Below are 25,031 nucleotides of genomic sequence, written 5' to 3' on the forward strand. Positions count from 1 at the left end.
GCTCTGTCCGTCATAAAGGACTTGGTTGACGTTGTCTAGCAGGTGGGTTACAATAGGGTTGCCATACAGCTTTTCTGCATCACTTGCCATGTCATTGACGATCACTGAGAGGATTTTTCATGCCTGAATCAGACCTGCGCCATTTCGATCTGACCACGCTGCGTCTTCTATTGCAACAGCAGCAAGAAAATCTAGCCTTCCAGGTACACACGGCTATCCTTTTTGGCGGCGAAGAGTTCGCCAGCCTTGAACTACGCAATCAGTTGCGCTCCATTCGCAGGCACATCACCGAACTGGAATCAGAGATCGCCCGGCGGGATGCAGATCCGGCGCCGTTCCCGGCGCCCGCCAGCCCAGCGCCGGCCTTGTTGAACTCGACGCAACTGCGTCGCTTGTTGGAAGGCGCCTTTACGGCAGATGAATTCGAGATTTTCTGCTACGACCATTATCGTGCGGTCTTCAGCCAGTTTGTCCCTGCCATGAGCCAGACGCAGCGTATTCAACGCCTGATCCAACACGTGGAAGGCAAGCCGGCGCTGCTGCAGGACCTTCTCGACCAGGTGCGTGACGCCAACCTGCCGGGGTTTGAGGCCATCATGGCGCCGTAGCCAACAAGCCTGCCCGCGGGGGCGACCGCAAGGGTGCGCCCCTACTCAATCTTACAGATTGAAGCGCACGTGCAAAATATCCCCATCTTTGACGATGTAATCACGACCTTCCAGGCGGAATTTGCCCACCCGGCGCGCCTCCGGAATGGAACCGGTGGTAATCAAGTCCTGGTAGGACACCACCTCAGCCCGGATGAAACCCTTGGCCAGGTCTGAGTGAATGACCCCGGCCGCTTCGACGGCAGGCGCGCCCCGCCTGACGGTCCAGGCCCGGACTTCATCTTCGCCCACGGTGAAGAACGACTGCACGCCCAACAGGTCGTAGCCCGCGCGGATGACACGATCCAACCCCGGCTCGCTCAGTCCGAATTCCTCCAGGAACATGGCCGCGTCCGCGGTATCCATCTGCGCCAATTCCATCTCTAACTTGCCACGCAGTTGCAGCAAGATCTCCCTGCCCAGGAGCGCGCCCAGTTGCTGCTCGGCTTCGTTGGCATCGGCATCGTCATTGACGTTGAGCACGATGACCATCGGCTTCAAGCTGAGCAGGCTGTAGCTGCGCAGCAGTCTCTCTTCCTCCGCGGTCAGATCAATACTGCGCAGCGGTTTCTGCGCTTCCAGGTGTGCGATCAGGCGCTGCATGAGCGGAAGCTCCAGGGGTTGTTCGCTGCGTGTGCGTTCTTTTTGCAGGCGCTCCAGGCGTTTCTCGATCACCGCCATGTCCGACAAAATAAGCTCGGTTTCCATCGCCTCGTAGTCACGCCGCGGGTTGACGCTGCCATTGGGGTGCGGCACCGCCAGGTTGGTGAAGGCACGCACCACGTGCAGCAGGGCGTCGTTGGCGCCCAATTCATTGAGCAGCCGACCGCCCAATGAGCTGCCCTTGCTGCTGCCGCCTTCGATGCCGGCCACATCTTTGAACTGCACCTGTGCATAGACCGTCTTGCGTGGTTTGTACATGGCGCTCAGTTTATCAACGCGCAAGTCAGGGACGTTGACGGCGCCCATGTTGACACTGAAGGTGCCAGCATGGTAGGTGCCTGTTTCGGCCTGTCCATGCGTCAACGCGTTGAAAATGGTGGTCTTGCCACTACTCGGTAAACCAATGATGCCGATATTCATCGTGTAGAAATCTCGTCGTGTTCGTAGGTTGAGTGTGCGCTCGCGCACTGATTGGGTCAGAGTTTAACACAACTTGCACATTCGCCCAAAGATACAGCAACGGAGTGGGAGGGCTTTGACAGGCTCCCCGATACCAGTATACTTGGGCCATGCATAGCACTCAACACAACGGGAGCGTATCGTTTGACACTGGCGATTGAGACGCATGATCTGAGCAAACGTTATCCCCCAACCAACGGCGTGCGGCGCTGGCTGCGCCAGCACACCGATTCGACACCGGAAGCGGTGAGCCATATCACGCTGAGCGTCCAGGCGGGCGAGTTGTTTGGCCTGCTCGGCCCCAACGGCGCCGGTAAGACCACCCTGGTGAAGCTGCTCTGTACGCTGATTCTGCCCACCGCTGGCAGCGCCCGCGTGGGCGATTTCGACCTGGTGACGCAGTCTGACCACGTGCGCGACCAGATAGGCATGTCCACCGGCGATGAACGCAGCTTTTACTGGCGCCTGAGCGGCCGCCAGAATCTGGAGTTCTTTGCCGCACTGTGCAATCTGCCCAAGCAGCACATTGCGCCACGGGTCAATGAAGTGCTGAGCCAGTTGGGGCTGAGCGCGGTGGGCGATGCGGGTTTTCAGACCTATTCCAGCGGCATGCGCCAGCGCCTGAGCATTGCACGGGCGATTCTGCACCGCCCGCGTATCCTTTTCCTGGATGAACCCACCCGCAGCCTCGATCCGAACTCCACGCGCCAACTGCACAGCCTGATCCAGGATGAACTGCTGGCCCGCGAGGGCATGACCATCTTTCTCACCACACACCGCCTGGACGAAGCGGCCAAGCTGTGCGCGCGGGTGGGGATCATGCACAAGGGACGCCTGCAAGCCGTGGGCACCCTGGCCGACCTGCGCCAGGCGCTGCAAGCACGCCATCGCTATCACTTGACGGTGGAGGGCCTGACACCGGCGCAGGTAGATCGGCTTTGCCAGCAGATTCCAACGTTGCACCAGGAAGCGGCCGCCAACGGCGCCGTGCATCTCGTGCTCACCGTCGCCGACGATCATTTGCTGTCCGATGCCATCACCGGCATTGTCACCGCCAGCGGTTGTATCCAGACCGTGCGGCACGAAGAGGTCTCTCTCGAAGAGCTTTTCGTCACGCTGACACAGGAACAAAGCCATGAATAACTGGACTGTGCGTCTGCCATCCCCCCTTGTTCAGCGTTTGGGCAAAGCCGGCTGGTTCTTGCGCCGCGACTTCATCATCGAACTGAGTTACAAACTGTCATTCCTGCTGCAATTGGTCGGTATCTTTCTCAACGTCTTCATGTTTTATTTTCTGGCCCGCCTGGTGGACGGCGAACGCCAGCCCTCCCTGGACGCGTACAACGGCGATTATTTCGCCTTTGTGCTGATCGGCGTGGCGTTCAGCCTCTATTTCACGATTGCCATCTCCGGTTTCGCCAAAAATTTGCGCGATGCGCAGATCACCGGCACCCTGGAGGCGATGCTGCTCACCCCCACGGACCTGCCGACGATCATCATTTCATCTTGTTTGTGGGACTATCTCTTCACCACCTTGCGCGTGTTCATCTATCTTCTCTTGGGCACGCTCGTGTTTGGCGCCGATTTGGGCAACGCCAACTACCTGGGCGCGCTCGTGGTGCTGGTGTTGACCATCGTGGCCTTCAGTGGCTTGGGTATCATGGCCGCCAGTTTCATCATGGTGACGAAGCGGGGAGACCCGGTGACAACCATTGTCGGTGGGGTGGGGCTGCTGCTGGGCGGCGTCTACTATCCGGTCGAACTGCTGCCGTCATGGCTGCAATTTTTTGCCGCGCTGATCCCGGTCACCTATGCGCTGCGCGCGATGCGCAACGCGCTGCTCGCTGATGCGTCCTGGTCGGTCCTGCTGCCCGACATCGGCGCCCTGATCGTCTTCTGCCTGATCCTGGTTCCGTTCAGTCTATTCACCTTCAAACAGGCGGTGCGCTGGGCCAAGATTGACGGCAGCCTGGCGCACTATTAGCCGTCCGGCGACTGTAAGTCGCGCTACGATTGCGAAGTCCACCTGCGTGGACTGGACTCCAAAATTGAAATGTCTCCGGCAGCAGGTGTCCGCTTCACGGGGACGCGGTCTCTGCGGCCGGCTTGACGAGGCGCAGGGCCGGATCTCCAAGCAGGTTGAAGGTCTCCATCACGTCGCGATAGGCCCTGCCGTTGTCCGGCATGGACTGTTTGGCCCGCATCATGGCTTCACCCACGGTGGCGCCCTCTACGGTCAGCAGCTCGCGGTAGAAGGCATCTGCCAGGGGTTCTTGCTGGGAGGTTACTGACTCGCTGGTGGGCACCAGGGCCGCGACGATGCCTTTGTCGGCCGCACGCAGCAGCACTTCGCCTAACGAGTCGGCCGTAGGATGATGGAAAAACCCGGTCAGGCAGGTCATGGTGACGAGCAGTGGCAGGCGCCCGCCGTTGCTGCTCATCTTCGCCAGGTCCGCGCTCTGCAGCGCCTTTTCCGCGCCCCACACATCCAGGCTGCCATGCCCCACGTAGTTGACCATGCTGACGCCTTCGTCGAAGGTCTTCAGTACGTCGGCGTTGGCGTTGGGCGTCTGTCCGATGTACACCTTGTCAATCGTATAGGTCTTGGACAGATAGTCGGTCGCCAGCGTGTCCGACATCTGCGTGAACGCGGCGTCATCATCGTCGGCGACCAGCATCACGCGGCGACGCCATTCACCGCTGGGCGGTGCGGTTTCGTAGGCCAGGGTCTTCTTCACCATCGCCCGCAACTGCTCCACGTTCTGCGCGGGCAAACGGCCAATCGCCATGCTGGGGCGGTAATCAGTCTCGCCCCCAAAGCTGACGAACCAGTTGTCGCTGGCGGTCTCGCCCACATAGGTGGTATCGAGCAGGAACGTGGGCAGATGGTTCTTGAACTTGCCCTTGAGCCGGTCGCGATAGTCGTAGCTGGCATCGCCCACCAGAAGGACGAAGCGCGGCGTTGGCGCCGGCCAGTTGTCGAAGGCATGACGCAGGAAATCACGGATCCCGAACGGGCTGGGGCGCCCGTTGCTGAAGCTGTCGAAGACATCGTCGCGGTTGACAACCAGCACGCGCAGGCCAGTGGCCTGCCGTTGTTCAGCCAGGGGTTGGATCGCGGTGGCAAACTCGGCCGGTGTGATGATGATGTAGTCGGCGCCGTCCGTTGCCTGGCGCAGATCGGTACCTTGCCAGGGGACGATGGCCGCGGGCGTCAGCGCCTGCGCAGGCGCCAGGGCCAGGTAGCGCCGGCCGGTCGCGTCGTCATCATGAAAGCGCAGCGCAAAACCGTCCTCATTCGGCGCGGTGGTGAACCCTGTCAGCAGCGTGGGCGTCAGCGGTTCGCTGACATCCCACAGCAGCAGGCGGTCCGTGCTGAAACCGGTCAGCTTGAAGTCTGCCTGCTCGGCCTCTGCCTGCCAGGTCACTCGATCAGCTTGCACCTTCAAGCTGCGCAGATAGCTGATTTCGACCCAGTCGAGGACAGAGCTGTCTACCACCGCGCCAGTGTCGCCCGGCACCGCGATGGTGACGGCATTGGCGCCTTCACGCAGCAGGCCGGAGGGGATGGTCGTGCTGATGACGTGGCGACCGGCGCCGTCCCAGGCCTCATCCGCGACCTGTTGCTCGTTGACGAGCAGGCGCATGTGGTGGTCGGGGTTGGTGGGTGTCTGCGTGCTGGCCCACAGCGCCACGCGCAGCGTGCTGGAGATGTCAACGAGTTGGGCGAGGTTGATGGTGACGGTGGTGGTGAGCGGTGCGCGCAGTTGTTGCCACTGCCAATGCTCGCCGGCCGGCGGGCCTTTGGGCACGTAAATCAAATCCTCTTCGGCGCGCACCGTGGCAATCGTCGCGGTGACGGGCGTCGCGGCCATGGCCTGCACCTCGCGTGAGGTCAACTGCGGCCCGCTGGGCCGTTCAGACTCAGCCGGCAGCACGCGCAGCCAGTAGACCTCGTAAGCGGCGTAGTCATCCGCCAGCGTTTGTCCGTAGAAATAGAGCGCCTTGTCGCTCCCCTCGTCCAGCATGGTGAATGGCGCCGGCGTGCCGTTGCGGGTGAGAGACAGGCGATCGGCCGTAAACTCCTCGGTGGTCAGGCCGGGGAGTTGGGCGCGGGTCAGGCGGTAAGCGCCGTCCTGTGCAACCTGGATCTTGTAGACGCCGGTGCTCACCGCTGGCGGTGACGGCTGATTGCAGGCCGCAAGGAGAAGCGCAGCCGCCAGCGCCAGCATCAGGCTGAGCGAGTATCTTCTGAACGGTGTGTGAACTGTCATGACGATGGATCGTTCTTGCCGCCGGGCTGGCGACGCCAGAGGACAAAGCCGACAACGGCCAGGAGGCCCGCGCCCACGATGGCGCCGCCGCCCAGGCAAAGCAGCAGGCCGGTGGCGGCCGTGTTGCGCGCCACGCCCGCGGAGGCTGGCGTGACGGTCGCGTCGGGACGCACGCGGGACGGCAGGCGCGTGGCGGCGCCAACTGGCGGGGTGAGGGCTGCATCATCCGTCGGGCCTGGCGTCGGCGGTGTACTGGTCAGAGTGGCCGTGGCGGAAACCGCGTCGGTGGGGCTTATGTCCAGGGTTGGCGTGGCGGTGGCGCCATCAGCCGGCAGCGGAGCCGTGGGGGTTGCGGTGCCTTGCACAGGCGGCGTCAAGGTGACGGCTGCGGTTGCTGTAGCCGGCGTCGTCGCGGTGGCATTGGCGACCGGTGTGTTGGTCGCGCCCGGCACGAGAGTCGGCGTGTTCGTAGGCGGCGTGGCTGGCGTGTTCGTGGGCGGTGTCGTCGGCGTATTCGTCGCCGCGGGGGACGTTGGCGTATTCGTCGCCCCGACACTGGTCGGCGTGTTGGTCACCGCCTGGGTCGGGATGGGTGTCGCGGTCACACTGGCCGTGGGTGTGGGCGTGAGCGTAAACTCCGAAGTGGGCGTCACCGTCGGCGTGGGTGTGTTCGTTGCATCCGCCGGCACGGTGGGGGTGGCCGTCGGTGTACCCTGGAAATAGGTCGGATTAGTACCGGCCGGGTAGACGGTGGGTTGGCCGTTGGCGTTGAATTCATAAAGCCAATAGTAGTACGCGTGGCCGGCTGTCAGGCCCGGCTTGTCATCGGTGCAGGTATAGGTTGCGCCGCTAATGCCGCTGCCCTGTGGGGACTGCTCGCACACGGTGACGAACGGTTCGACGGGTTGGGGGGACGTGCCGCGGTAGAGGATAAAGCGGTAGACATCTAGCTCGGTTTCGGTCACCCAGCGCACGAAGATGGTGTTACCCTGCGTTTCGGCAGTGAAGGAGGACAGGGTCACGCTGGTTGGCTCGGCTGCGGCGGCTGAGCCTGTGCCAGTTGCGATGACGACCAAGAGCAGCATGAGCAACAGCCAGAAAACCGTTGGCGTGCGTTGGTTTGTTCCGGACCAGAGAAGGCGATAATTCATAACGGTAGATTAGACCTCGACAAAGATGTTTACGACCTTCGTGCGAATAAATGCACGACAATCCGCCCTGGGGCGGCCAGGAAGCGGCGCAGCCACGCGCCAAAGGGGGTCGTGCGGGTGCCAAGCAGGCGCTGACGCAGCATTCCCGCGCGGGCAAGAAGGCCAATCTCCAGATGCGACAAATGCCCGACCATCCGATTGAACAGGGGCCAATAGCCGGTGGTCAGGCTCACCTGGTGTCCATTGGGCTTATACACCGCAATGACGCGGCCGACGAGTTGGCTGGCGTCCCACGGATGATCGCGCAGCGGTGAGCGGTCGCCCCGTGTCTGCAGTCGCCAGGTTTCCACATCTGGAGCCGGCGCGGCCAGCAGCCGGTGTGTGTAGAACTGACCGCTCTCGTCGAACAGGAGAATGTCGCCCACATGCAGGTCGGCCGGCCTGGCCGCCTGCAATTCTACCTCATCTCCGATCTCGATCAGGGGCGCCATACAGGCGCCTACCACCTCGAAGCGCAGTTGACCATCATGCGCGAGATGATCGCGCAGCAGATCGAGCGCCAGGGCACGGGTGCGTGTGGAATCTGACATCATACGTGATTCGCCGTTCGCTTTCCGGGTTACTTTCGTGCCCAGGGCAAGAAGACCCGTTTTTGCCAATCTACCGTTAAGTCGTACGCGAAGGGGCCGGGCGTGCCCTGGCTGCTCACGCGCACGTAATAGCGCCCGTCGGCCGGGGCCGTCCACTGCAGGCCGGACCACAGTACGCCGGCCGTGAAGTCATTGTTCTGCCCCAATTGGCTGCCATTGGCCGCGAAAAGGGAGAGCACGGTGTCACCATTGCCGGTCAACGAGCCGGTGTGCAGGAAGAAGCGCTGGTTGGCCTGGGCATCGAACCAGGCCCAGTCTGCATCGGCGTTGGCGTGCAGGGTGTGACGCATGGGCAAGCCGATGCCGGGAATGGCATGGGCGGTTGCCAGCGTGTCATCGGCTTCATAGCGATCGGCCAGGAGCACATCCAGGCTGAGGCGAGCGCTGTTGTTGCTGATGTCTGGCTCGATCCAGCGATTGCGCAAGGTAGCCGTGGTGATGATGGGCGCCTGGGCAGCGGTCAGCGCCGGGTTGACCTGCGCCTGCACGGTGATGATGCCGGTCGCGCCAATCGGGATGGAAGCGATGTTCCAGGCATAGGTGGCGCCACTCAGCGGCGTGATGGTTGGCCCGCTGGAGGTGTAGCTGGCGTTTACAAGGCCGGGAGGCAGTGGGAAGTTGAGGGTGGCGTCGGCGGCGTCGGCGCTGCCGTTGTTGGCATAGCGAATTCGGTAAGTGACGGTGCTGCCCAAACCAACGACACCGCCCGGCGTGCTGTTCAGGTTGACGGCCAGTTCTTGCGGCGAGGCTGGCGTGACAAAGCGCACGGCCGGGTCGCCAAACATCATGAAGGTTTGCACCAGGTCGGGGAAGGCGCCGCGGGCGGCCAGACTCAAGCGGCCGGCGGTGACGGCGCCGCCAAAGAAATCAACACCATCGCCATTGATGGCCTTGTAGAATCCTTTGTGCAGCACGTCATGGCCGGTGGCAACGCCCAGGCCGGTCGGCGCCCAATGGGCCACGGTGCCGCCGTTGGCGTATGCCAGCATGGTCTCGGCCAGGCTCGGGCGGTTGGGCCAGTCGAAGTAGCCATCCAGGCAGTCCATGGAGACGGCAATCGTGGGCCGATCGAGGTTGTTGAGCAGGGGAATATCGCCGGTGGTCCAGACGTTTTCGGCCCATTTGTCAATGGTGGCATGGCCGACGTAGTTGGTGAAGAGGGCGCCGTTATTGATGGCCGCGGCCACGGCGTCGCGGGCCTGGTTGGTAGTTGGATAGCGCCAGGCGTCGGGTGGCCGGTTGGGGTTGGGGTCGTAGTAGACGCGGTCAATCGTGTACCAGTCGGGGATGGTTTCGGCGATGACGCCCTGGATGACCTCTTCGAAGTTACCGGCCGGGTCAGGCACGCCGGTGGCGCTCAAGTAGTTGTCGGCCACGAACAGCATGTGCTGGCGCCAGTCGGCCGGCCGCGTGATGCGTTCGTATTCGATCGTCTTGTTCACCATCGCGCTGGCGGCGGCCGCTGTCTGCGCCGGCATACGTCCGATGTAGAGATCGGGCAGGATGTCGCTGCCGCTCACCGTGGCGAATTCATTATCAACGGCTACTTCGCCGGTGTAGGGGTCAATGACCAGGTTGAACGTAGGCAGATAGGTTGGCTCCCACGGTCCGTAGTAGGTGGGGTTGTAGCCCATGGGGTTGAAGTTGGCGTCACCAACGAGAAGCACGAAGCTGGGCGCTGGCCCGGCCCACTGATGATAGGCATAGTCAATGAAATTCTTGATGGCCTGGGGGTCAAGGATGCCTGCATTGAACTGGTCGTACAGCCAGGCCACGTCAATCACTTCGACGATCATGCCCTGGCCGGTGCGGAACTGCGCCAGCGGCTGCACCGCCTGCATGAAATCGGTGTGGGTGATGAGCAAGTAGTCGGCGCGCTGACTCGTGGCGTGCAGATCGAGCGCAGGGGCCGTGTAGCGCTGGATGGCAGCCGGTGTGCGCAATGCGTTGTCACCCACGGCGTACAGACGGGTGCTGGGGCCGGCGCTGTCCTGGAGGGTCAGCTGTCCGCCGTTCATCTGGCTGTTGAGCAGGCGCACCGGGCTGTTGGGATTGCTCACGTCGAAGGCGCGGGCCAGGGTCGTGAAGCCGTCCAGGCTGAAACGCCAGGTGTTGGCGGCGTCGGCGCTAAAATAGAGCTCGCCATTCTGCGCGGCATACAGGCGGTCGTAGGTAATCTCGACCCAGTCCAGGTAGTAGATGTCGTAGGCGTAGGGCGTTCCCATGTCGAAGACGGCGCGCAGCGAGAGCGTGTTGGTCCCGGCGAGCAGGCTGCCGGTGGCTGTCCCGGCCAACTCGATGGGATCGCGGCCGTTCCACTGGTGTTCATCCACCGGCGTTGAGGTGTCGTTGAAATAGGCGCGCACGTGATGATCGGGAAATTGCGGATAATCGGTGTTCGACGCCATGGCCACGCGCACGCCAACCGGCTGGCTCTGCACCGCCACGCCAGGCAGGACGAGAGGCAGGGTGGCCGTCACTTGGGTGGCGTTAGGATTATCATACAGGGTGTATTTCTGCCACCACCAGGTCTTGTTGTTCTGCAGGTGCTGCGTCCAGCGCCACACCTGCTCTTCCTGGTGAGACGTGGTGCGGAAACTGGTCGGTATGGGGGCATTGCCAGGGGTGACATCGCGCGTCCCCATGCGCGGACCGGCCGGGCCATCCACATCCAGCCAATAGACATTGGTTTTGGTGTAATAGCTGTTCCAGCCCTGACCGTAGAACTCGATCGTGTCATTGGGGTCGAAACGGCCGTCCGTTTCGCCGGCCACGACAATGGCAATTGCGGCGCCTTGATTGCTCATGGCAAACTGCTGCGGGTTGACGCTGTTCGGATCGAGGCCGGCAGCCACCAGGTCGGCGTAGGTGACGCGATAGAGGCCGTCGGCGTTGACGCTCAGCCGAAACTCGCCCGTAGCCGGCGGCACGACGCCGGGGCGCGCCGCGGCCGGCGGACGTTCGCGCCAGGCGGTTGCGCTGTCGTAGTTGAGCACGGCGCTGCGCAGCATAGATTCGACATACGGTGATTCGGCCGCGGCCGGCGCCTGGGCTGCGACCGCGCCGTCAGGATAGCTGAAATGCAGTATCACCTGTAGATGCTTGTGATAGGTCACGGCGCCGGTGGTCAGGTTCGCCTGGAATGGATAGAGTTGCACCGGCACGACGCGCTGATCGCGCACGAAGGCGACCTCACCGACATGCACGAGCTGCGCGGGAAAGAGATCAACGCCGCTGGCGGTGGTGCGGCTGCGTTCGTAAACGGGAACAGGTTTGGAAGGCATTCCGCTGGCATCGGCTGCAGCCTGGGCAGCCGGATCCATCGTAGAAACTACCTGGCGCGGGGTTGGCAGCAGGTCGAGGCGCTGCGGCAGGAGTTGGCCGTCGCTGGAAATAACCTCTGCCGTGACCTGGGCGCCCGGTGGAATGGCAAGCAGAGCGCCCTGCATGGGAAGTTGGGGTTGACCAGGTTCCTGGCTGCTGGCATACCCGGCCACCTGGATGGCGTCGAAGGCGCCCTGCGCGGTTTCGACGCGGGTCACCTGGTAGTCCGGCGTGTCCAGGGCCAACACCAGGCCAGTATCGTCTGCGCTGAGGACGCGCACAGACGTTGGCGCATGATCGGCTGTGTCAGCGCTGCGTCGAATCGTTGCAGACAGGGCGGATGTTTGCGGGGCTGCGCTGCTGAGGGTGGGCAAGAGCAGCGAAGTGATCAGAACAACAAGCGAGAATAATTTCATGGTTGGATGCCTCCAAAGGGCAATGCTGGCGGCGTCCTCCCCAAGTCCTCCCCAGAACTTACGCCGCAACTATATCACAGTCTCAAAGGCTTGTCAATCAATTGGTACACGGATCAACACGGATAATAAAAAACGATCGGTGTGAATCGGTGTCGAGCTGTGTCCAAAGTGATGAGTACGTGGCAATACAGAGGACACAGAGTTATTTTTTCTCTGTGTCCTCTGTAGTCCGCCGGTGGTTCTCACGCCCCCGTCGCGGCGGTTACTGGCTCCAACCGTAGTCGGTGGCGGTGGCGATGATGTCGGCAATCGAGATCGAGCCGTCGTTGGTCACGTCGTAGCGACCGACGTAGCCAGTTTGGCCGCTGCTGGTGTTCCAGTGGGCAGACACCTTCTGGATATCCACGATGTTGACGCGGTTGTCGCAGTTGATGTCGGTGGTGCGGCACAGGGGCACGAGAGACATGGCCGGATCGCCAATCAAGCCGAAGGTGTAGAGCAGATCCTGGAAGTAGTTCGGGACATTGGTGTGCAAATTGATCTTGGCCGCCATGACCACCGGGCCGGTCTGAAGCACATGGTTGTTCACAATGGCGTTGTAGAAGCCGCGATGCAGATAGTCATGCCCGGTGGCGATGCCCAGGCCCGACGGTGCGAAGTGCGCAACCGTCCCACCGTTGTTGTGGGTCAGGAATTTCTCCGCCATGCTGGGACGGTTGGGATAGTCGAAGTAGCCATCCAGGCAGTCCAGCGAGATCAGGAACGGCAGCTTGGCGCCGTTGTACAGGGTAGGGGTGTCGTTGTTGTGCCACTGTTGATCGGTCACTGTCGAGCCCCAGTAGTCGAGAAACGCGTGACCAACGTAATTGGCGAGCGCAACGCCCTGGCTCCATTTGGTGCGGATGGCCCCGCGCGCCAGATCCACTGTGTTGTAGTAGGGATCAGGCGGATTGACCATGCCCGGGTTGTAGTAAACCTTGCGCAAGTCCCAACCGGGCGAAGTCAGGTACGTGGCGATGATGGCTTCGCTCACCGCTTCGAAGTTGCCCGCGTCATCTGTGTTGTCGGCAACGAAGAGGATGTCATTCTGCCAGGCGCCGCGTGTGGGGTTCTGCTCGTAGGCGATAATCTTGTTGACCACGGTGGTCAAGTCGGTTGTGGACATGACCGGCAGGCGACCGAGATAGATGTCGGGCAGGGGGTCATTGCCGCTGATGGCAGCAAAGTAGGAATCGGCGGCCGATTCGCCCTGGTAGGGATCAATCATCAGGTCAATGGTGGGGACGTAAACGGGTTGCTGGGGGCCGTAGTAGGCGGTGTTGTGGCCGTGCGGGTTGAAGTTGGAGCCGCCGACGAGCAAGGCATAGGCCGGCGCCGGCGCGGCCCATGAATGGTAGGCATAATCGAAAAACGTGCGGATGGCTTCGGCGTCCACGATGCCAGCGTTGAACTGGTCGTACACGGCGTTGATGTCAGCAACAACGACGTCGTACCCCTGCGATTGGCGATGCGTGATCAACGGCTGCAGGGTACTGGCGAAATTGGGATGGGTGATGAAGATGTAGTCGGCCTGGCGCGTCGTATCGCGCAGGTTGGTTGAGTAAGCGATGTAGAGCGACATGGCCGCCGGCGTGCGCACCGCGCTGGCGCCCACGGCCAGGAAGCGCTGGTCAGGCGTGGTGGTGTCCTGAAGCGAGAAGGTGCCAGGCCCGGCCGCGCCATTGGTCATCCGCACCGGTGTTTGCGGATTGGTAATGTCGAAAACCCGGACGCCTGGGTTGGTCAAACCGGTCAGCACGAAGCGCCAGGTGCCAGGCGTTTCCTGGCTGAACTCCAACTCCTGGTTGACGGCCGCGTAGTGGCGATAGTAGGTGACATCTACCCACTTGAAGTAGGTCCAGTCAACCTGGGCGTTGGCGGGCCGTCCCACATCTGACACGATGGTTTCCAGACGCAACGTATTGTTCCCGCTGACCAGGTTCGCCTGATCCAGGTTGCCCGCCAGGTCAATCAGGGTACGGCCGTCCCAGAAGCTATTGATGACCGGCGTGACGCTGCCGTTGATGTAGACCTTGTTGTGATGGTCCGGGTTGTATTCCGGCCAGGAGTAGCGACCGCCAATGCGCACAGAAACGGTGGCGCTCAGCGGCACGGTGGCTACCTCGGGCAGATTGAAGGTGTAGTCGCGGTAGGCGCCGGGATAGCCGAGCTGGAATTGATCCCACCACCAGGCCTGCCAGGGCACCATGTGCTGTGACCAGCGCCAGTTTTCCTGTTTGGTGCGCAGGGTCGTCTTGAAGTAGGAGGGCGCCGGCGCCCCGTCGGGCGGCGCGGAACGGCTGGTCATCGCCAGGCCGGGGGCTTCATTGTTGACGCGCAGCCAGTAGATGTTGTCGAGGGTGTAGTAGGTCAGATCAGGCTCCTGCCCGTAGAAGTAGATGGCGTCGCCCGGATCGAGGCGGCCGTTGCTGTTCGAATCGGTGATGTCGCGGGCTACTTCGCCGCGCTTGTTCGAGATGGTGAAGAAGATCGTCGGCCACTGACTGATGTCATCATGGCCCAGGTTGATCAGGTCATCGTAGGTGACGCGATTGAGGCCGTTCTCGCGCACGACCATGCGCACATCGCCGGTGGCCGGTACGAAGTCAGGCAGGGTGACCGGTGCGGAGGCGGTGCGCCAGGCGCGCGCGGTATCATAATTCAAGACCGTAGCAGCCAGGGTTGACTCGAAGTAGGGGTCGGGGCGGGCTGCCGGAGCCGGTTGGCCGCCGGTAAAGTGGATGACGACATGAGCCTGGGTCAACCAGGCGATTTCGCCGCGCGCTGGGTTGTAGCGCACGGGGTAGAATTCGACCGTGAGCATGTCCTGGTCGCGCAGGCGGGCTGGTTCACCCAAACGCACGGGCGCGGCCGGCTGCCAGGCATCCTCGGCGTAAGCGGCCGGGTCGCGGGCGACCAGCGGGACGACCGCCGCGCCCTCTTCCACACGGGTTTGGTCGGCAAAGTCAAAGCGTGGAGCCGGCAGCAGGGGCTGGGAGACGGACTGGGTCTGCCACACGGCAGCGCTCAGGGTGAGTGTGGCCGTGGCGCCAGGCGGCAAGGCCACCATGCGCGCGGTCAGCGGAAGTTGCGGGTACCCCGGCTGGCCGGTGGCGCCAAACTCGTCGCCCATGGAAATATCAGTGTAGGTCGTGCTGCCTTGCTGCACGATGGTCAAAATTGGCTGGTCGAAGTGAAGATCGAGCACGAGGTCGGCTTCGCTAGATTCAGTGACCGCAATGCCGGGGGCGATGGATGGCACCTGTGGTGCCGCGGGCCGGGCAGGGGCTGCCAGGCTGACCGGTGCGGCCAGTTGAAGACAGAACAAAACGAGAAAGAAACGACGCGTGAACTTCCAGGACATCGAACACCTCCGGTTTGAGGGGCCTGATTGCGCTTGTTGCAATAACATGCGCTAATCTATGCGCAAGTAGCGTTCTTGTCAAGTAGCGCCACACGCAATCAGCGATGATATTCGATTTTCGATGGCCGATCTCCGGTCTCCGGTCTCCCGTCTCCGCCCTCCGGCGCATCGAAATGCCATGCGCGGGGTTTTTGTATGTCACACAGGCTGCGTTGGCAGCCCAACGCTCAGGTTGCATGTCATGTGGAGGGTGTCGGAGATGAACTGGACAAACGTAGTGGTGGCGGTACTGGCTGGCTATTTGATCGGGGCAATTCCGATCGGATTCCTGGTGGCCAAGGCGTACGGGGTGAACATCCTGCAGCACGGCAGTGGACGCACGGGCGGCACGAATGTGCTGCGGGCGTTGGGTTTTGGCCCGGCCGCGCTGACGGTGCTGGGTGATGCGCTCAAGGCGGTGGCGGCGATTGCCCTGGCGCGCCATCTCCTGCTGACGGGTGAACTGGGCGCGGCGCTGGCCGGCGCGGCCGCCGTCATCGGCCACAATTGGTCAGTCTTTCTCAAGTTCCGCGGCGGCGCCGGCGGCATGTCTACGGCCGCCGGGCTGATCGCGCTCAACTTCTATGTGGGCATTCCGATGGCGGTCATTGCCATCATCGTCTTCTACTTCTCGCGCTACGCGTCCGTGGCTACACTGACCGCGTCCGTCGGCAGCCTCGCGGCGCTGACGATCGTCCTGCTGGCCTTTCCCCGCCTGGCCCATTGGGAGCATCTAATCTACGGCTTCCTCACCGCGCTGGCCTGCGTGTGGTCGCTGCGCCCCAACATCCAGCGCCTGCTGGCTGGCACCGAACGCCGCGTGACGCGCTGGTAAGAGAGTTGATCCCGCTCCGTTTCGGCGGAACCGTTGATTGCATTCATCTATCGAATACTTCCCGTGCGTTAGCGACTATGATCCGGCCCGGCTGCGGCGGCGTGCGCCAGCGCCGATCAGGCGTGCGGCCGGTTGGGCGTAATCGAGCACCGCCTGGGCCGTTCCCGTCGCGCTTCCCGAGCGGCCAATGCCGAGATGATCTTCGCGCAACCGCCCTCACGCACATACTGCGCGTGGTCGGCGACATCCTCAAACTTGCGCCCAACGATGCTGGCGCACTCAAATTCATAATCGGCGCTTGCCAGAAAGCGATCCATCTCTTCCGAACTGGCGCTGAGATCGAAACTCAGCTCCCAACGCCGAGATTTTCTTCGCTTGAGTGATCATCGTTTTGTCTCCTTGTGGTGTATTTGGGCTTTAGTGGATTTTGACCAGCACTGCGTGGTCACGCGGCGCCGGTTTGGAAACATCCGCCAACCGCAGCACTTCCGGCGGGCCGTAGCGATTGAACGATCTGGTTGAGTCTTACGATTTGACATCTGGCACGTCGGCCTGGCCCGACCCGAGCGTAGTCGGGGGCTTTGGTTTGATGGGGCAGACCGAGACTAAAGGTATGCCCAGATCACGCACTTTCTTGAGCAGGCCGTGCAGCGCAGCCTGATCAACCACCGAGCCGGTGAGGAGCGTATCGCCGTCCTCTGCCAGCGTGATGGTCAGGCCGCCAAACCACCCGGCCCAATCGGCGCCCAAATGGCCCTTGAGCCTGATCTGATAGACCACGGGCTGACCCGGATCAGTTGTTGGTTCGAGTTCGTTCGACATGACCTTGCACCTGTTGTGTCCGATGTTCGCCGGTTGAGCTGCTCGCTCAAGGCACAGGTAATATACAGGCGCCGCGGTGTTGTTGTATAGACACTTTGGTGTTGGTGGGAGGTGTTGTTTTGGATGACTGAGGGAGGAGAGTGTCGAGGGGTACGAACACTTGCGGTTACAACAAGCCCAGCTCGCGGGCGCGGGCGATGGCTTCGGTGCGGCTTTGCACCTGGAGTTTGTCGAAGATGCGGCGGTTGTGCCCTTTGACGGTGTCCAGGGCCAGGAACAGCCGTTCGCCGATCTCCCGGTTCGAGAGTCCCCGGGTGATCAGCACCAGGATTTCCAACTCGCGACCGCTCAGCGGCTCGAATGAAGGATGAAGGATGAGGGATGAAGGATGAAATTCTTCCTGATGACCGAAGGCGGCGAGCAGTTTGTGGATATACTCCTTCACGCGAAGCGTTCCGCCCTCATCCTTCATCCTTGTCAACAGTTCCGCCATCGGCGGCCCTTCATCAATGAACAGACGGATGAAGCCGCCTGGTTCGGCCAGCGCCAGGGCCTCGGCCAGCAGTTGCGCCGCCTTGTCCTCATCGCCATGCGCATGGAGCGCGACCGTCTGCAGAACCATCGCCTTGAGCCGTTCATCCTGCCAGCCCTTTTCTTCCGTCTGCCGACGCCAGGGCTCCAGTGCCGCCAGCGCCTTGACCGCATCCCCTTGGGCCAGTAACACCCGCGCCCGGCTGATGGGGAGATCGTGCGTCTGTACGAGACGAGCGGCTGCCGCCACATCGCCCTGGCGCAGCAGCGTCAGCACTTGCGCGGCCGCAACCTCGGGCATGCGCTGCACGAAGTTGCTTTGGCGCACGGACTGCTCGGTCTCCGCCAACATGGCGGCCGCCTCGGCCACATCGCCCCGGGCCAGTTTCAAGCGGGCAAGAAACACCTCACAGATAACGAATCTGTCAACCGCGCGATCATACTGCCGCGCCAGCTGCAGACTCTGCTGTGCGTACTGCTCGGCGGTATCGAGATCGTTCCATTCGTAGTAGATGCGGGCCAGGCCAAGGAACTCTTCGCTTGCATTTGGAGGTCCCTGATCACTAAGCAGTTGCACGGAGCGTTGGTAGGTTTCGGCGGCTTGACAAAGCTGGTTTTCAGATTCCTGTATTTGGCCCAGGCCTGTTGTAGCCAATATAGTTAGGTAGATATTCCCGGACGCCTGTCTGATGGATATGGCTTCGGTATAGACCTGACGGGCCGCGGCGCGGTCCCCCTGGAGCTGGTGAGCAAACCCCAGCGTCCAGATCGCTCTGCTGCGGAAAGGCAGGTTGTCGGCGTGCAGGGTCTCCAGGGCGCGGCGCGCCTGAACGATCGTTTCCTCCGGCTGGTAGCGGAGGAGCGCCAGCGTGGCCCTGATCGCGGCAATTTGTCCGATCAGGTCGCGGGTCTTGTCATCGGGATCGGCATTTTGCATGGCTTTTTCAGCCGCTTGCAGTTTCTCTTCGACGCCGGTTGTCCGTCCAGCCATGAGCGTTGACGTGGCAGACCTTACCCACAACCTGGGCCTGACATCCAATACGGTCTTGGGCAGCGAATCCAGCCAGTCGAGAATGGCGGTCACCACGCCGAGTGAGTGCAGGGGTATGCGCCCTCCCTCGATCAGGCGTTCGGCGCGTTCGATGTCATTGGCGGCAGCCGCATGGTGGAAGGCTTCGGTCTCCAGGCCATTGGCCTCATACCATACGGTGGACATGGAACAATTATACAACGCCCCTCAAACTTCAAAAAGTATCCCCCCCAGGCTATGTTCGGATTTGCCTCGTGCGACCTATCAATGCAAGGACGATTAACACGATGGAAAATGGGATGAAGAATTCGGGACGTCCATTTCCATGAGAGCCAATGTAATCCAGCTCCAAAATTTTGTTCAAAGGGCCGAGATACCAGATGAGCATATACAGGATCTCAAAGAGTTTGCTGGTTCCGCTCCACACACCGCAGGCTAATGCCAGAGATGGGATGAAAAAAGCACCTGAAAACAATGCCAGCAAGCCAGTTGTATCACCGTCCATTGTAAGGCGGATGATCGCGCCGATGCTGACCAGCAGGGTGACGATGAATCCAGCCAGCCATTGCGCGGGGAGTTGCCTTAGCAGCGGGGAGGCGGAGGAGAATGCCATCTGCTGGACGTTATTATGAATCTCACGGTTGCCGATGGCTGACCAGATCAGGATGGGCCAGACCCATGCAATCGGAAGCACAATCTCACGCACGGTAGCGGATGGATTGACCAGGCAGGCGACGATGATCCCAGCCATGACGACATACCACCACCAGCGCTGTCCTTTGAGCAGAAGTTTTAATTCAGCCATTAAGACATTGAAGAAACTGAATCGGTTGGCGGTTTTGTTTAGAGGAGTCAGATGAACGGCAGATAATGCCTGGGATGTTGAAGCAGGTGCAGGCACCGATTCTGATGCGGCGCGCTGCGCTTTAATCCGCCGTGGTTTTCTGCGCGAGGGATCAAACCTATCAAAGAAAAGGGCGGCGAAAAAGATCAATAAAATGGAAAGAGCAAGCAACGAGAAACGGGCTAAGATTAATTCAGTCGTCCAATGGATGCCGTTCCATGTGAATACTTTGGTTGCAGAAACAAATCCACCGCCGAGGGTAAAGTCACCGTTGTATTCGGGATAGATCGCGGTGACCGCTTTGCCCATTTCGCTTGCTAATATTCCCAGACCTGTTGGTTCAAATGCCTGGTATTGTTTGAGTGTAGGGTTTTCCATGAAAAGCGGCAGGAAGAGGATGAAAGCGAAGAAATAGACGATGTTTCCGAAGCCGCCCTGTAAAAAAGAAACTGCTTCAAATAATACTGCAAATGCCGCAACAAGCGCGATGAGCGGCATGACGATGAAGACGAAGGGTGACAGGAATGCGAACAGATTGATCTGCGTATTTTCGCCCTGCAAAAATTGAATGACAATGGCGCCCAGCGCCAACACCGTGACCATTGACATGAGGACGGCGAAGTTGCTTAACCATTTGCCGATCAAATAAAGGGAACGGGTCAGTGGTGTGGTTGCCATGATCTGCCCAACACCGGTCTCTCTGTCGCGCGCCACCGAGCCTTTGACGAGATAAAAGCCGAACCAGCCGATGAAGAAGGTCGCGATCAGCGACATCATGGCGCCGACCCACGCGGAATTAAACTCGCCGCGATACAAACCAAGTTGCAACGCCATGTTGCCAATGGCGGTTTGGTAGCCGAGGAATACCGCCAATCCCAGCATGACCAGAAAGCTATAACGGCGTACGCGTTCCAGAAAATCGGCGCGCGCTAAATAATAGATGACGTGTACGGATCTCATTTTTTGCCGCCGATGAAAAACAGATAGGCGTCTTCGAGATTTGGCGAAACATTTTGCGCGTTGGCATCAGGCTTGTCCGCGCTGACCACGCGCACCTGCACGCCGTCACTGCGGCGGATGGTTCCACTGATAATATGCTTTTGTTTGAGGGCGGGCAGGTCGTCGCTGTGCACTGTCCACTCCCAAACTTTATGTTCAAGTTCATTCAATAGTTTTTCAGGCGCATCTTCCCGCAAGAGTTGACCTTTGTTGACGAGCGCGATATGCGTGGCGGTCGCTTCCACATCTGAAACAATGTGCGTGGACAGGATCACGATTCTTTCTCCCGATAGATCTGAGAGCAGATTCCTAAACCTGACTCTCTCTTCGGGGTCCAGCCCGACAGTGGGTTCATCCACAATGAGCAATTGCGGATCGTTGAGCAAAGCCTGAGCGATGCCCACACGCTGTTTCATGCCGCCCGAATATCCGCCCAGCGGTCGCTTCGCAGCTTCGACCAGGTTCGTGAGTTGAAGCAGTTCGTCAATACGTTTCTTTGCGGTTGCAGCGTCGAGTCCTTTGATGGCAGCCATGTATTCGAGAAATTCAACTGCATTGAGATTCGGGTAGACACCGAAATCCTGCGGTAAATAGCCAAGCACGTTGCGCAAAACATCAGGAGATTTGACGACATCAGTGCCGTTCCATGTGATCGTCCCATTTGTAGGCTTTGTGATCGTGGCGAGCATGCGCATGAAAGTGGACTTGCCTGCGCCGTTTGGTCCGAGCAATCCCAAAATACCAGGTTTGATATCAAGAGAAAAATCCTTGAGTCCCCAAAAATCACGTTTGTATTGCTTGCCGAGATTCTGAACGGTAAGTTGCATTAGTGTTCTCTTGTTAAAGTTGGATGGTTTGCCTAGCTTGTATTATGTTCTGGGCGCGGTAGACTGCGGCTCTGATTTTGAAAGCGAAACCAAAATACAAGCCACGAGCAGCAAGAAGGAAATTGGACCAAACAGCATCTTTTCTCCACTGCTCAGTGAAGCCAGAATGCCCAGGAAGTTGAGGGCGGAAAACGCAGTGATCAGCCAGGACAAAACTTTGATAAGTAGCGTGATAGGCGCATCACTAACAAGTCCCGCACGGCGGCGGATGACATAGATAAAGAAGAATAGGAGAGCCGCAGATGCCAGGCTGGCAAGTCTCAAGTTCGTTGTCAAAACAGGCTCCCGCCCTCCCCAAGCCATTGTGATCGGTAGGATTCCAGAGGCAAGTAAAAGTTGCAGAATAATCGTTAGAGCGTACAACACAGTTGCGGCATTCCCTGCAATTCTCGGGGTCTTTTGGATTGGGTTCATTTTCTTTCTCCTTGTTATCAGTAGTCAAATTTCTAGATTTTGGTATTTTTGCCTATCGTAATGACGACATTTCCCTTTTTTTGCCCTGTGTCAACATACCTGTGAGCCTCAGCGGTCTGTTCCAATGAATAACGTCTATCAATCACCGATTTTATCGCCCCCGCCTCAATAAGCTCTTTGAGGAAAGCTAAATCTTCGACCTTTTGGATGGCGGCCCCAATGATCACTTTCTTGCTACTTCTCATTGAAATCCATCGTCCTCGAACGATCTGGGTCAGTCCGGGATTCCCAATGAGATAGCGGCCATTTTGCTTTAGTGATTTTATGCTGCCTGAAAAGGAACTCTTGCCCATTATGTCAAAAATAACATCATAGGTCTCTCCATTTTTAGTAAAATCCTCTCGGGTGTAATCAATAACATGGAGTGCACCAATCGAGCGCAGCATGTCCAATTTCTTCGTGCTGTCCACGCCAGTCACTTCTGCCCCAAAGTGCCTGGCCAGTTGTACTGCGAAAGTACCGATACTTCCACCTGCGCCAATAATTAGAACCTTTTGTCCATGCTGGATATTTCCTTTTCGAAGAAAATGCAATGCTTCCAGTCCCCCGGTAGGAACGGCAGCGGCTTCCTCATAAGTCATATTCACCGGTTTTTTGGCCAGCACCCCCATTTTCGTTTCTTCGGGCAGACAGATGTACTCGGCATACCCGCCAAAACTAAGCCCAGTGGATGCGAAAACTTGGTCACCTTTCTTGAACAGCCTGACATCTTTGCCGGTTGTTTCAATTTCCCCGGACAGCTCCTGTCCTAGTATGGTTATTCTCTTTGGTTTTAAGAGACCGTTATAGATTCGCACGGGAAGCCGAAATAAGACAGGGATTTTTAGGCTTCGCAGCTCACAGTCTCCTGTTGTTACGGTTGTCGCAGCGATTCTTATCAGAACTTCATTATCCCTCGGAACAGGTTTATCGCTCTCTCTGAGCTGAAGACCATCCGGTGGGCCATATTTTGTCCACATAATTGCTTTCATAAGTATTCCTCCAGGGTTGTTTTGATTTGACGATATGAAATTTTGTTGGACAATTGATGCATTTGCCTGGCTAGGATTATTGGCACGATTGACTGAGATCAATGGCATTCCCAAATCACGCACTTTTTTTAGCAATCCATGCAACGCGGCCTGATCGATCACCGGTCCAGTCAGGAGCGTATTGCCGTCCTCTTCCAGCGTGATGGTCAGTCCCTCAAACCAGTCCGTCCATTGATGACTCAGATGTCCCTTGATCCTGATTTGATAGACCATTGGTTGACTTGGGTCAGTTTTTGGGTTGTGTTTTATTTTTCATTCCTCTGTGCCACAGTTATGACTACTTTTCCTTTGGCGTGCCCTTCTTCAAGATAGCGGATTGCGTCAGGAACCTCACTCAACGGGTAACATCTATCAATCACAGGCTTTACCTTGCCTGCTTCAAGCAGCTCTTTCATAAGAGCCAAATCGTTTTGGTTTGGTTTCGCGACTCCCATATTGCCCATTTTCTTGCTCCCAGTCATTGAAATCCATGGTCCCTGAAGCATAGCTTGGGTCATTTGAGCCATCGAACCTCCGGTCTGAACATAAATCCCCTTGGGACTTAATGCACGCCTATAATCTGAAATCGAGCGGTCTCCGTTAGCGGCAATGATCAGGTCATACAGCTGTCCGGTCTTGGTGAAATCTTCTTTGGTATAGTCAATGACATGATCTGCCCCGATCGAGCGCGCCATGTCCAAATTTCTGGTGCTGCACACGGCGGTCACTTCAGCCCCGCTCGATTTGGCAAGTTGTACTGCAAATGTACCCACACCACCAGACGCGCCATTGATCAAAACCTTTTGCCCGGGTCGAATCTGTCCGGCGTAGCGAATACCTTGCAGTGCAGTGACTGCCGCCATGGGTACCGCCGCGGCTTCCTCGAACGATAGGTTGGTCGGCTTCAACGCGAATGCATTTTCACGAGCACATGCATACTCGGCAAACCCACCCCAACCACATGCGGAGATGTCTCCGAATACTTCATCACCCACCTTAAACTGCGTTACGTTACTACCAACTGCTTCGACCCGTCCCGCAATGTCAGATCCGAGTATCTCGTTTTTTGGTTTTAGAAGTCCAGAGGATAGACGGATCAGAAAAGGGTCAGCTCTTAAAAGATGGAGGTCAGCCGCATTTACAGATACTGCATATATTTTTATGAGAATTTCATTGTCTTTGGGGGTAGGTTTGGCTACCTCCTTGAGTTGAAGAACATCTGGTGATCCGTATTCTGTGTATACAATTGCTTTCATTTGATTCTCCGTTTTAGAATGTGTTCAATTCCAAGTAGCTTGTCTCTATTACTGCTTGTCCTCTGACGCATTTTTCTGGTCAGGTTTAATGCGATTGACCGAGATCAATGGCATTCCCAAATCACGCACTTTTTTTAGCAATCCATGCAAGGCAGCCTGATCTATCACCGGGCCAGTCAGGAGCGTATTGCCTTCATCTTCCAGCGTGATGGTCAGTCCCTCAAACCATTCTGTCCATTGATGACTCAAATGACCTTTGAGTCTGATCTGATAGACGATTGTTTGAATTGGATCAATGATTGGATTGCGTTTATTTGACATTCTTCTATTCCACAGTGATGACTATTTTTCCTTTACCACTCCGCACAACACGGCGGCTCGTCTCATGAGCCGCCGTGTGCAATAGCGTTTACACCGTTGCGGCGGCAAGGATGTTCTTGCCTGGCTTCACGTTCCTCACGCCAACTATGAGCAGGTATCCGAGCAGCCAGACCTCCGCGATGATCACGATGAGAATGAACGGTTGGATCTGCTTATGGAAGTCGGGGACTAGGAACGCGGTGATTAGGTGTACCAAGTAGTAGACGGTGGCCGCGACGAGAGTGACGCCCAGCGCCTTGGGGAACAGTCCCGATTTGTAGGCAAGATACCCGAGCGGCGCCAGCCACAGGCCGAAGAAAACCTGCGCGCTGAGAGTCCCGTAGTGCTGGATGTCGAGCAGGAGCAACACGAGCGCATTCGACCCAGCGGCACCGAAGGCGTCTACGTAGGAACTGTTGGTTGCGACCTGCAAGCCCTCAAACTGGAAGACCGCATTTAGGGTAGTGATGCCAGCCGAAAGAGCGACGCAGATGAGCATCGCCATCGCCACGCTTTTGTTCACGTGTTGAAACAGGATGTAGAAGGCCATAGCTGTGAGGATGAAGAAGACCGCATTCACCAAGTGGGCGACGACGATCATGCGGACAAGTCCGGGATCCGCGAGCACGTTCGCAGCTGTGGCTGCCGCATTGCCGGCCACGTACATCTTGGGGTCTCCAAACCCTTCGGCAAAACCGCCGAAGAGGGCAACAAGCAGGTAGAAGACGCCGGCGATTCTTGCGAGGCGCTTGGGTGAAGATGTGCTTTCTGTTTTTACATTCATTTCTCTATCTCCTTTTTTGAACCATACGGATAAGTGTCAAAGTTTGGCACCAAGCATAACTGTCTGTTTGGCTTCAACTAGATACACTATACAAATGAATGTGGGGAGTTGTCATCCCCACATGTGCGGATATATGTACGGATATGTTGAAAGGGGATGTCAGGGAAACAAAA

The 25,031-nt window shown here is 58.7% G+C and carries 20 protein-coding genes; 4 read left to right on the forward strand and 16 right to left on the reverse strand.

Going from position 1 to position 25,031, the window contains the following annotated elements; translation table 11 throughout:
- The first annotated feature begins 119 nt into the window (after positions 1–119).
- Positions 120–608 (forward strand): hypothetical protein, encoded by a 489-nt coding sequence (locus IPF85_RS15105; RefSeq protein ID WP_343408900.1) that lies wholly within the window; start codon positions 120–122, stop codon positions 606–608.
- 51 nt (positions 609–659) lie between these two features.
- Here the strand turns inward: IPF85_RS15105 and ychF are convergent, their stop codons facing one another.
- On the reverse strand, positions 660–1,730 hold the full coding sequence (gene ychF / locus IPF85_RS15110; protein ID WP_343408901.1) for a redox-regulated ATPase YchF: 1,071 nt from the start codon (positions 1,728–1,730) through the stop codon (positions 660–662).
- Positions 1,731–1,913: 183 nt separating this feature from the next.
- On the opposite strand from ychF, the gene IPF85_RS15115 reads away from it, so the two are divergent.
- Complete coding sequence (locus IPF85_RS15115) at positions 1,914–2,912, forward strand: ABC transporter ATP-binding protein (protein ID WP_343408902.1); 999 nt, start codon at positions 1,914–1,916, stop codon at positions 2,910–2,912.
- Positions 2,905–3,753, forward strand: a complete 849-nt coding sequence (locus IPF85_RS15120) for an ABC transporter permease (protein WP_343408903.1) — start codon at positions 2,905–2,907, stop codon at positions 3,751–3,753. Before IPF85_RS15115 ends, IPF85_RS15120 begins: the two co-directional genes overlap by 8 nt.
- A 94-nt stretch (positions 3,754–3,847) precedes the next feature.
- Here IPF85_RS15120 and IPF85_RS15125 read toward each other — a convergent pair whose 3' ends face one another.
- The 5 genes from IPF85_RS15125 to IPF85_RS15145 form a co-directional block, all read right to left on the reverse strand.
- Positions 3,848–6,043 carry a C25 family cysteine peptidase gene (locus IPF85_RS15125; protein ID WP_343408904.1) on the reverse strand — a complete coding sequence of 732 codons (2,196 nt, stop codon included), beginning with the start codon at positions 6,041–6,043 and terminating at the stop codon, positions 3,848–3,850.
- Positions 6,040–7,194, reverse strand: a complete 1,155-nt coding sequence (locus IPF85_RS15130) for a hypothetical protein (RefSeq protein ID WP_343408905.1) — start codon at positions 7,192–7,194, stop codon at positions 6,040–6,042. Before IPF85_RS15130 ends, IPF85_RS15125 begins: the two co-directional genes overlap by 4 nt.
- 29 nt (positions 7,195–7,223) lie before the next feature.
- Complete coding sequence (locus tag IPF85_RS15135) at positions 7,224–7,787, reverse strand: S24/S26 family peptidase (RefSeq protein WP_343408906.1); 564 nt, start codon at positions 7,785–7,787, stop codon at positions 7,224–7,226.
- Between the two features lie 26 nt (positions 7,788–7,813).
- Entirely contained in the window at positions 7,814–11,584 is a 3,771-nt protein-coding gene (locus IPF85_RS15140) for a C25 family cysteine peptidase (RefSeq protein WP_343408907.1), read from the reverse strand.
- A gap of 262 nt (positions 11,585–11,846) precedes the next feature.
- Entirely contained in the window at positions 11,847–14,987 is a 3,141-nt protein-coding gene (locus tag IPF85_RS15145) for a C25 family cysteine peptidase (RefSeq protein ID WP_343408908.1), read from the reverse strand.
- 259 nt (positions 14,988–15,246) lie between these two features.
- On the opposite strand from IPF85_RS15145, the gene IPF85_RS15150 reads away from it, so the two are divergent.
- Entirely contained in the window at positions 15,247–15,861 is a 615-nt protein-coding gene (locus IPF85_RS15150; protein ID WP_343408909.1) for a glycerol-3-phosphate acyltransferase, read from the forward strand.
- A gap of 75 nt (positions 15,862–15,936) precedes the next feature.
- Here IPF85_RS15150 and IPF85_RS15155 read toward each other — a convergent pair whose 3' ends face one another.
- The 10 genes from IPF85_RS15155 to IPF85_RS15200 form a co-directional block, all read right to left on the reverse strand.
- Positions 15,937–16,071 (reverse strand): hypothetical protein, encoded by a 135-nt coding sequence (locus tag IPF85_RS15155; RefSeq protein WP_343408910.1) that lies wholly within the window; start codon positions 16,069–16,071, stop codon positions 15,937–15,939.
- A gap of 315 nt (positions 16,072–16,386) precedes the next feature.
- On the reverse strand, positions 16,387–16,683 hold the full coding sequence (locus tag IPF85_RS15160) for a hypothetical protein (RefSeq protein WP_343408911.1): 297 nt from the start codon (positions 16,681–16,683) through the stop codon (positions 16,387–16,389).
- Positions 16,684–16,849: 166 nt separating this feature from the next.
- Positions 16,850–18,430 (reverse strand): LuxR C-terminal-related transcriptional regulator, encoded by a 1,581-nt coding sequence (locus tag IPF85_RS15165; RefSeq protein WP_343408912.1) that lies wholly within the window; start codon positions 18,428–18,430, stop codon positions 16,850–16,852.
- 49 nt (positions 18,431–18,479) lie between these two features.
- Entirely contained in the window at positions 18,480–20,048 is a 1,569-nt protein-coding gene (locus tag IPF85_RS15170) for an ABC transporter permease subunit (protein WP_343408913.1), read from the reverse strand.
- Positions 20,045–20,914, reverse strand: a complete 870-nt coding sequence (locus IPF85_RS15175; RefSeq protein WP_343408914.1) for an ABC transporter ATP-binding protein — start codon at positions 20,912–20,914, stop codon at positions 20,045–20,047. Before IPF85_RS15175 ends, IPF85_RS15170 begins: the two co-directional genes overlap by 4 nt.
- Before the next feature lie 42 nt (positions 20,915–20,956).
- On the reverse strand, positions 20,957–21,388 hold the full coding sequence (locus tag IPF85_RS15180) for a hypothetical protein (RefSeq protein ID WP_343408915.1): 432 nt from the start codon (positions 21,386–21,388) through the stop codon (positions 20,957–20,959).
- Positions 21,389–21,420: 32 nt separating this feature from the next.
- Positions 21,421–22,692, reverse strand: a complete 1,272-nt coding sequence (locus IPF85_RS15185) for an NAD(P)-dependent alcohol dehydrogenase (protein WP_343408916.1) — start codon at positions 22,690–22,692, stop codon at positions 21,421–21,423.
- 32 nt (positions 22,693–22,724) lie between these two features.
- Positions 22,725–23,714, reverse strand: a complete 990-nt coding sequence (locus IPF85_RS15190; RefSeq protein ID WP_343408917.1) for an NAD(P)-dependent alcohol dehydrogenase — start codon at positions 23,712–23,714, stop codon at positions 22,725–22,727.
- 48 nt (positions 23,715–23,762) lie between these two features.
- On the reverse strand, positions 23,763–24,035 hold the full coding sequence (locus tag IPF85_RS15195) for a hypothetical protein (protein ID WP_343408918.1): 273 nt from the start codon (positions 24,033–24,035) through the stop codon (positions 23,763–23,765).
- A gap of 88 nt (positions 24,036–24,123) precedes the next feature.
- A complete protein-coding gene (locus IPF85_RS15200; RefSeq protein WP_343408919.1) occupies positions 24,124–24,858 on the reverse strand; it encodes a DUF4386 domain-containing protein in 735 nt (244 codons plus the stop codon).
- Positions 24,859–25,031: the final 173 nt, after the last annotated feature.

It is taken from the genome of Candidatus Amarolinea dominans, assembly GCF_016704685.1.
GTDB lineage: Bacteria > Chloroflexota > Anaerolineae > SSC4 > Amarolineaceae > Amarolinea > Amarolinea dominans.

Excerpts from the sequence above, each read along its gene's own strand:
- IPF85_RS15105 (WP_343408900.1), top strand. The coding sequence starts at position 120 with ATGCCTGAATCAGACCTGCGCCATTTCGATCTGACCACGCTGCGTCTT.
- ychF (WP_343408901.1), bottom strand. The coding sequence starts at position 1,730 with ATGAATATCGGCATCATTGGTTTACCGAGTAGTGGCAAGACCACCATT.
- IPF85_RS15120 (WP_343408903.1), top strand. The coding sequence starts at position 2,905 with ATGAATAACTGGACTGTGCGTCTGCCATCCCCCCTTGTTCAGCGTTTG.
- IPF85_RS15125 (WP_343408904.1), bottom strand. The coding sequence starts at position 6,043 with ATGACAGTTCACACACCGTTCAGAAGATACTCGCTCAGCCTGATGCTG.
- IPF85_RS15130 (WP_343408905.1), bottom strand. The coding sequence starts at position 7,194 with ATGAATTATCGCCTTCTCTGGTCCGGAACAAACCAACGCACGCCAACG.
- IPF85_RS15135 (WP_343408906.1), bottom strand. The coding sequence starts at position 7,787 with ATGATGTCAGATTCCACACGCACCCGTGCCCTGGCGCTCGATCTGCTG.
- IPF85_RS15140 (WP_343408907.1), bottom strand. The coding sequence starts at position 11,584 with ATGAAATTATTCTCGCTTGTTGTTCTGATCACTTCGCTGCTCTTGCCC.
- IPF85_RS15145 (WP_343408908.1), bottom strand. The coding sequence starts at position 14,987 with ATGTCCTGGAAGTTCACGCGTCGTTTCTTTCTCGTTTTGTTCTGTCTT.
- IPF85_RS15150 (WP_343408909.1), top strand. The coding sequence starts at position 15,247 with ATGAACTGGACAAACGTAGTGGTGGCGGTACTGGCTGGCTATTTGATC.
- IPF85_RS15160 (WP_343408911.1), bottom strand. The coding sequence starts at position 16,683 with ATGTCGAACGAACTCGAACCAACAACTGATCCGGGTCAGCCCGTGGTC.
- IPF85_RS15165 (WP_343408912.1), bottom strand. The coding sequence starts at position 18,430 with ATGTCCACCGTATGGTATGAGGCCAATGGCCTGGAGACCGAAGCCTTC.
- IPF85_RS15170 (WP_343408913.1), bottom strand. The coding sequence starts at position 20,048 with ATGAGATCCGTACACGTCATCTATTATTTAGCGCGCGCCGATTTTCTG.
- IPF85_RS15175 (WP_343408914.1), bottom strand. The coding sequence starts at position 20,914 with ATGCAACTTACCGTTCAGAATCTCGGCAAGCAATACAAACGTGATTTT.
- IPF85_RS15180 (WP_343408915.1), bottom strand. The coding sequence starts at position 21,388 with ATGAACCCAATCCAAAAGACCCCGAGAATTGCAGGGAATGCCGCAACT.
- IPF85_RS15185 (WP_343408916.1), bottom strand. The coding sequence starts at position 22,692 with ATGGTCTATCAAATCAGGATCAAGGGACATCTGAGTCATCAATGGACG.
- IPF85_RS15190 (WP_343408917.1), bottom strand. The coding sequence starts at position 23,714 with ATGAAAGCAATTGTATACACAGAATACGGATCACCAGATGTTCTTCAA.
- IPF85_RS15195 (WP_343408918.1), bottom strand. The coding sequence starts at position 24,035 with ATGTCAAATAAACGCAATCCAATCATTGATCCAATTCAAACAATCGTC.
- IPF85_RS15200 (WP_343408919.1), bottom strand. The coding sequence starts at position 24,858 with ATGAATGTAAAAACAGAAAGCACATCTTCACCCAAGCGCCTCGCAAGA.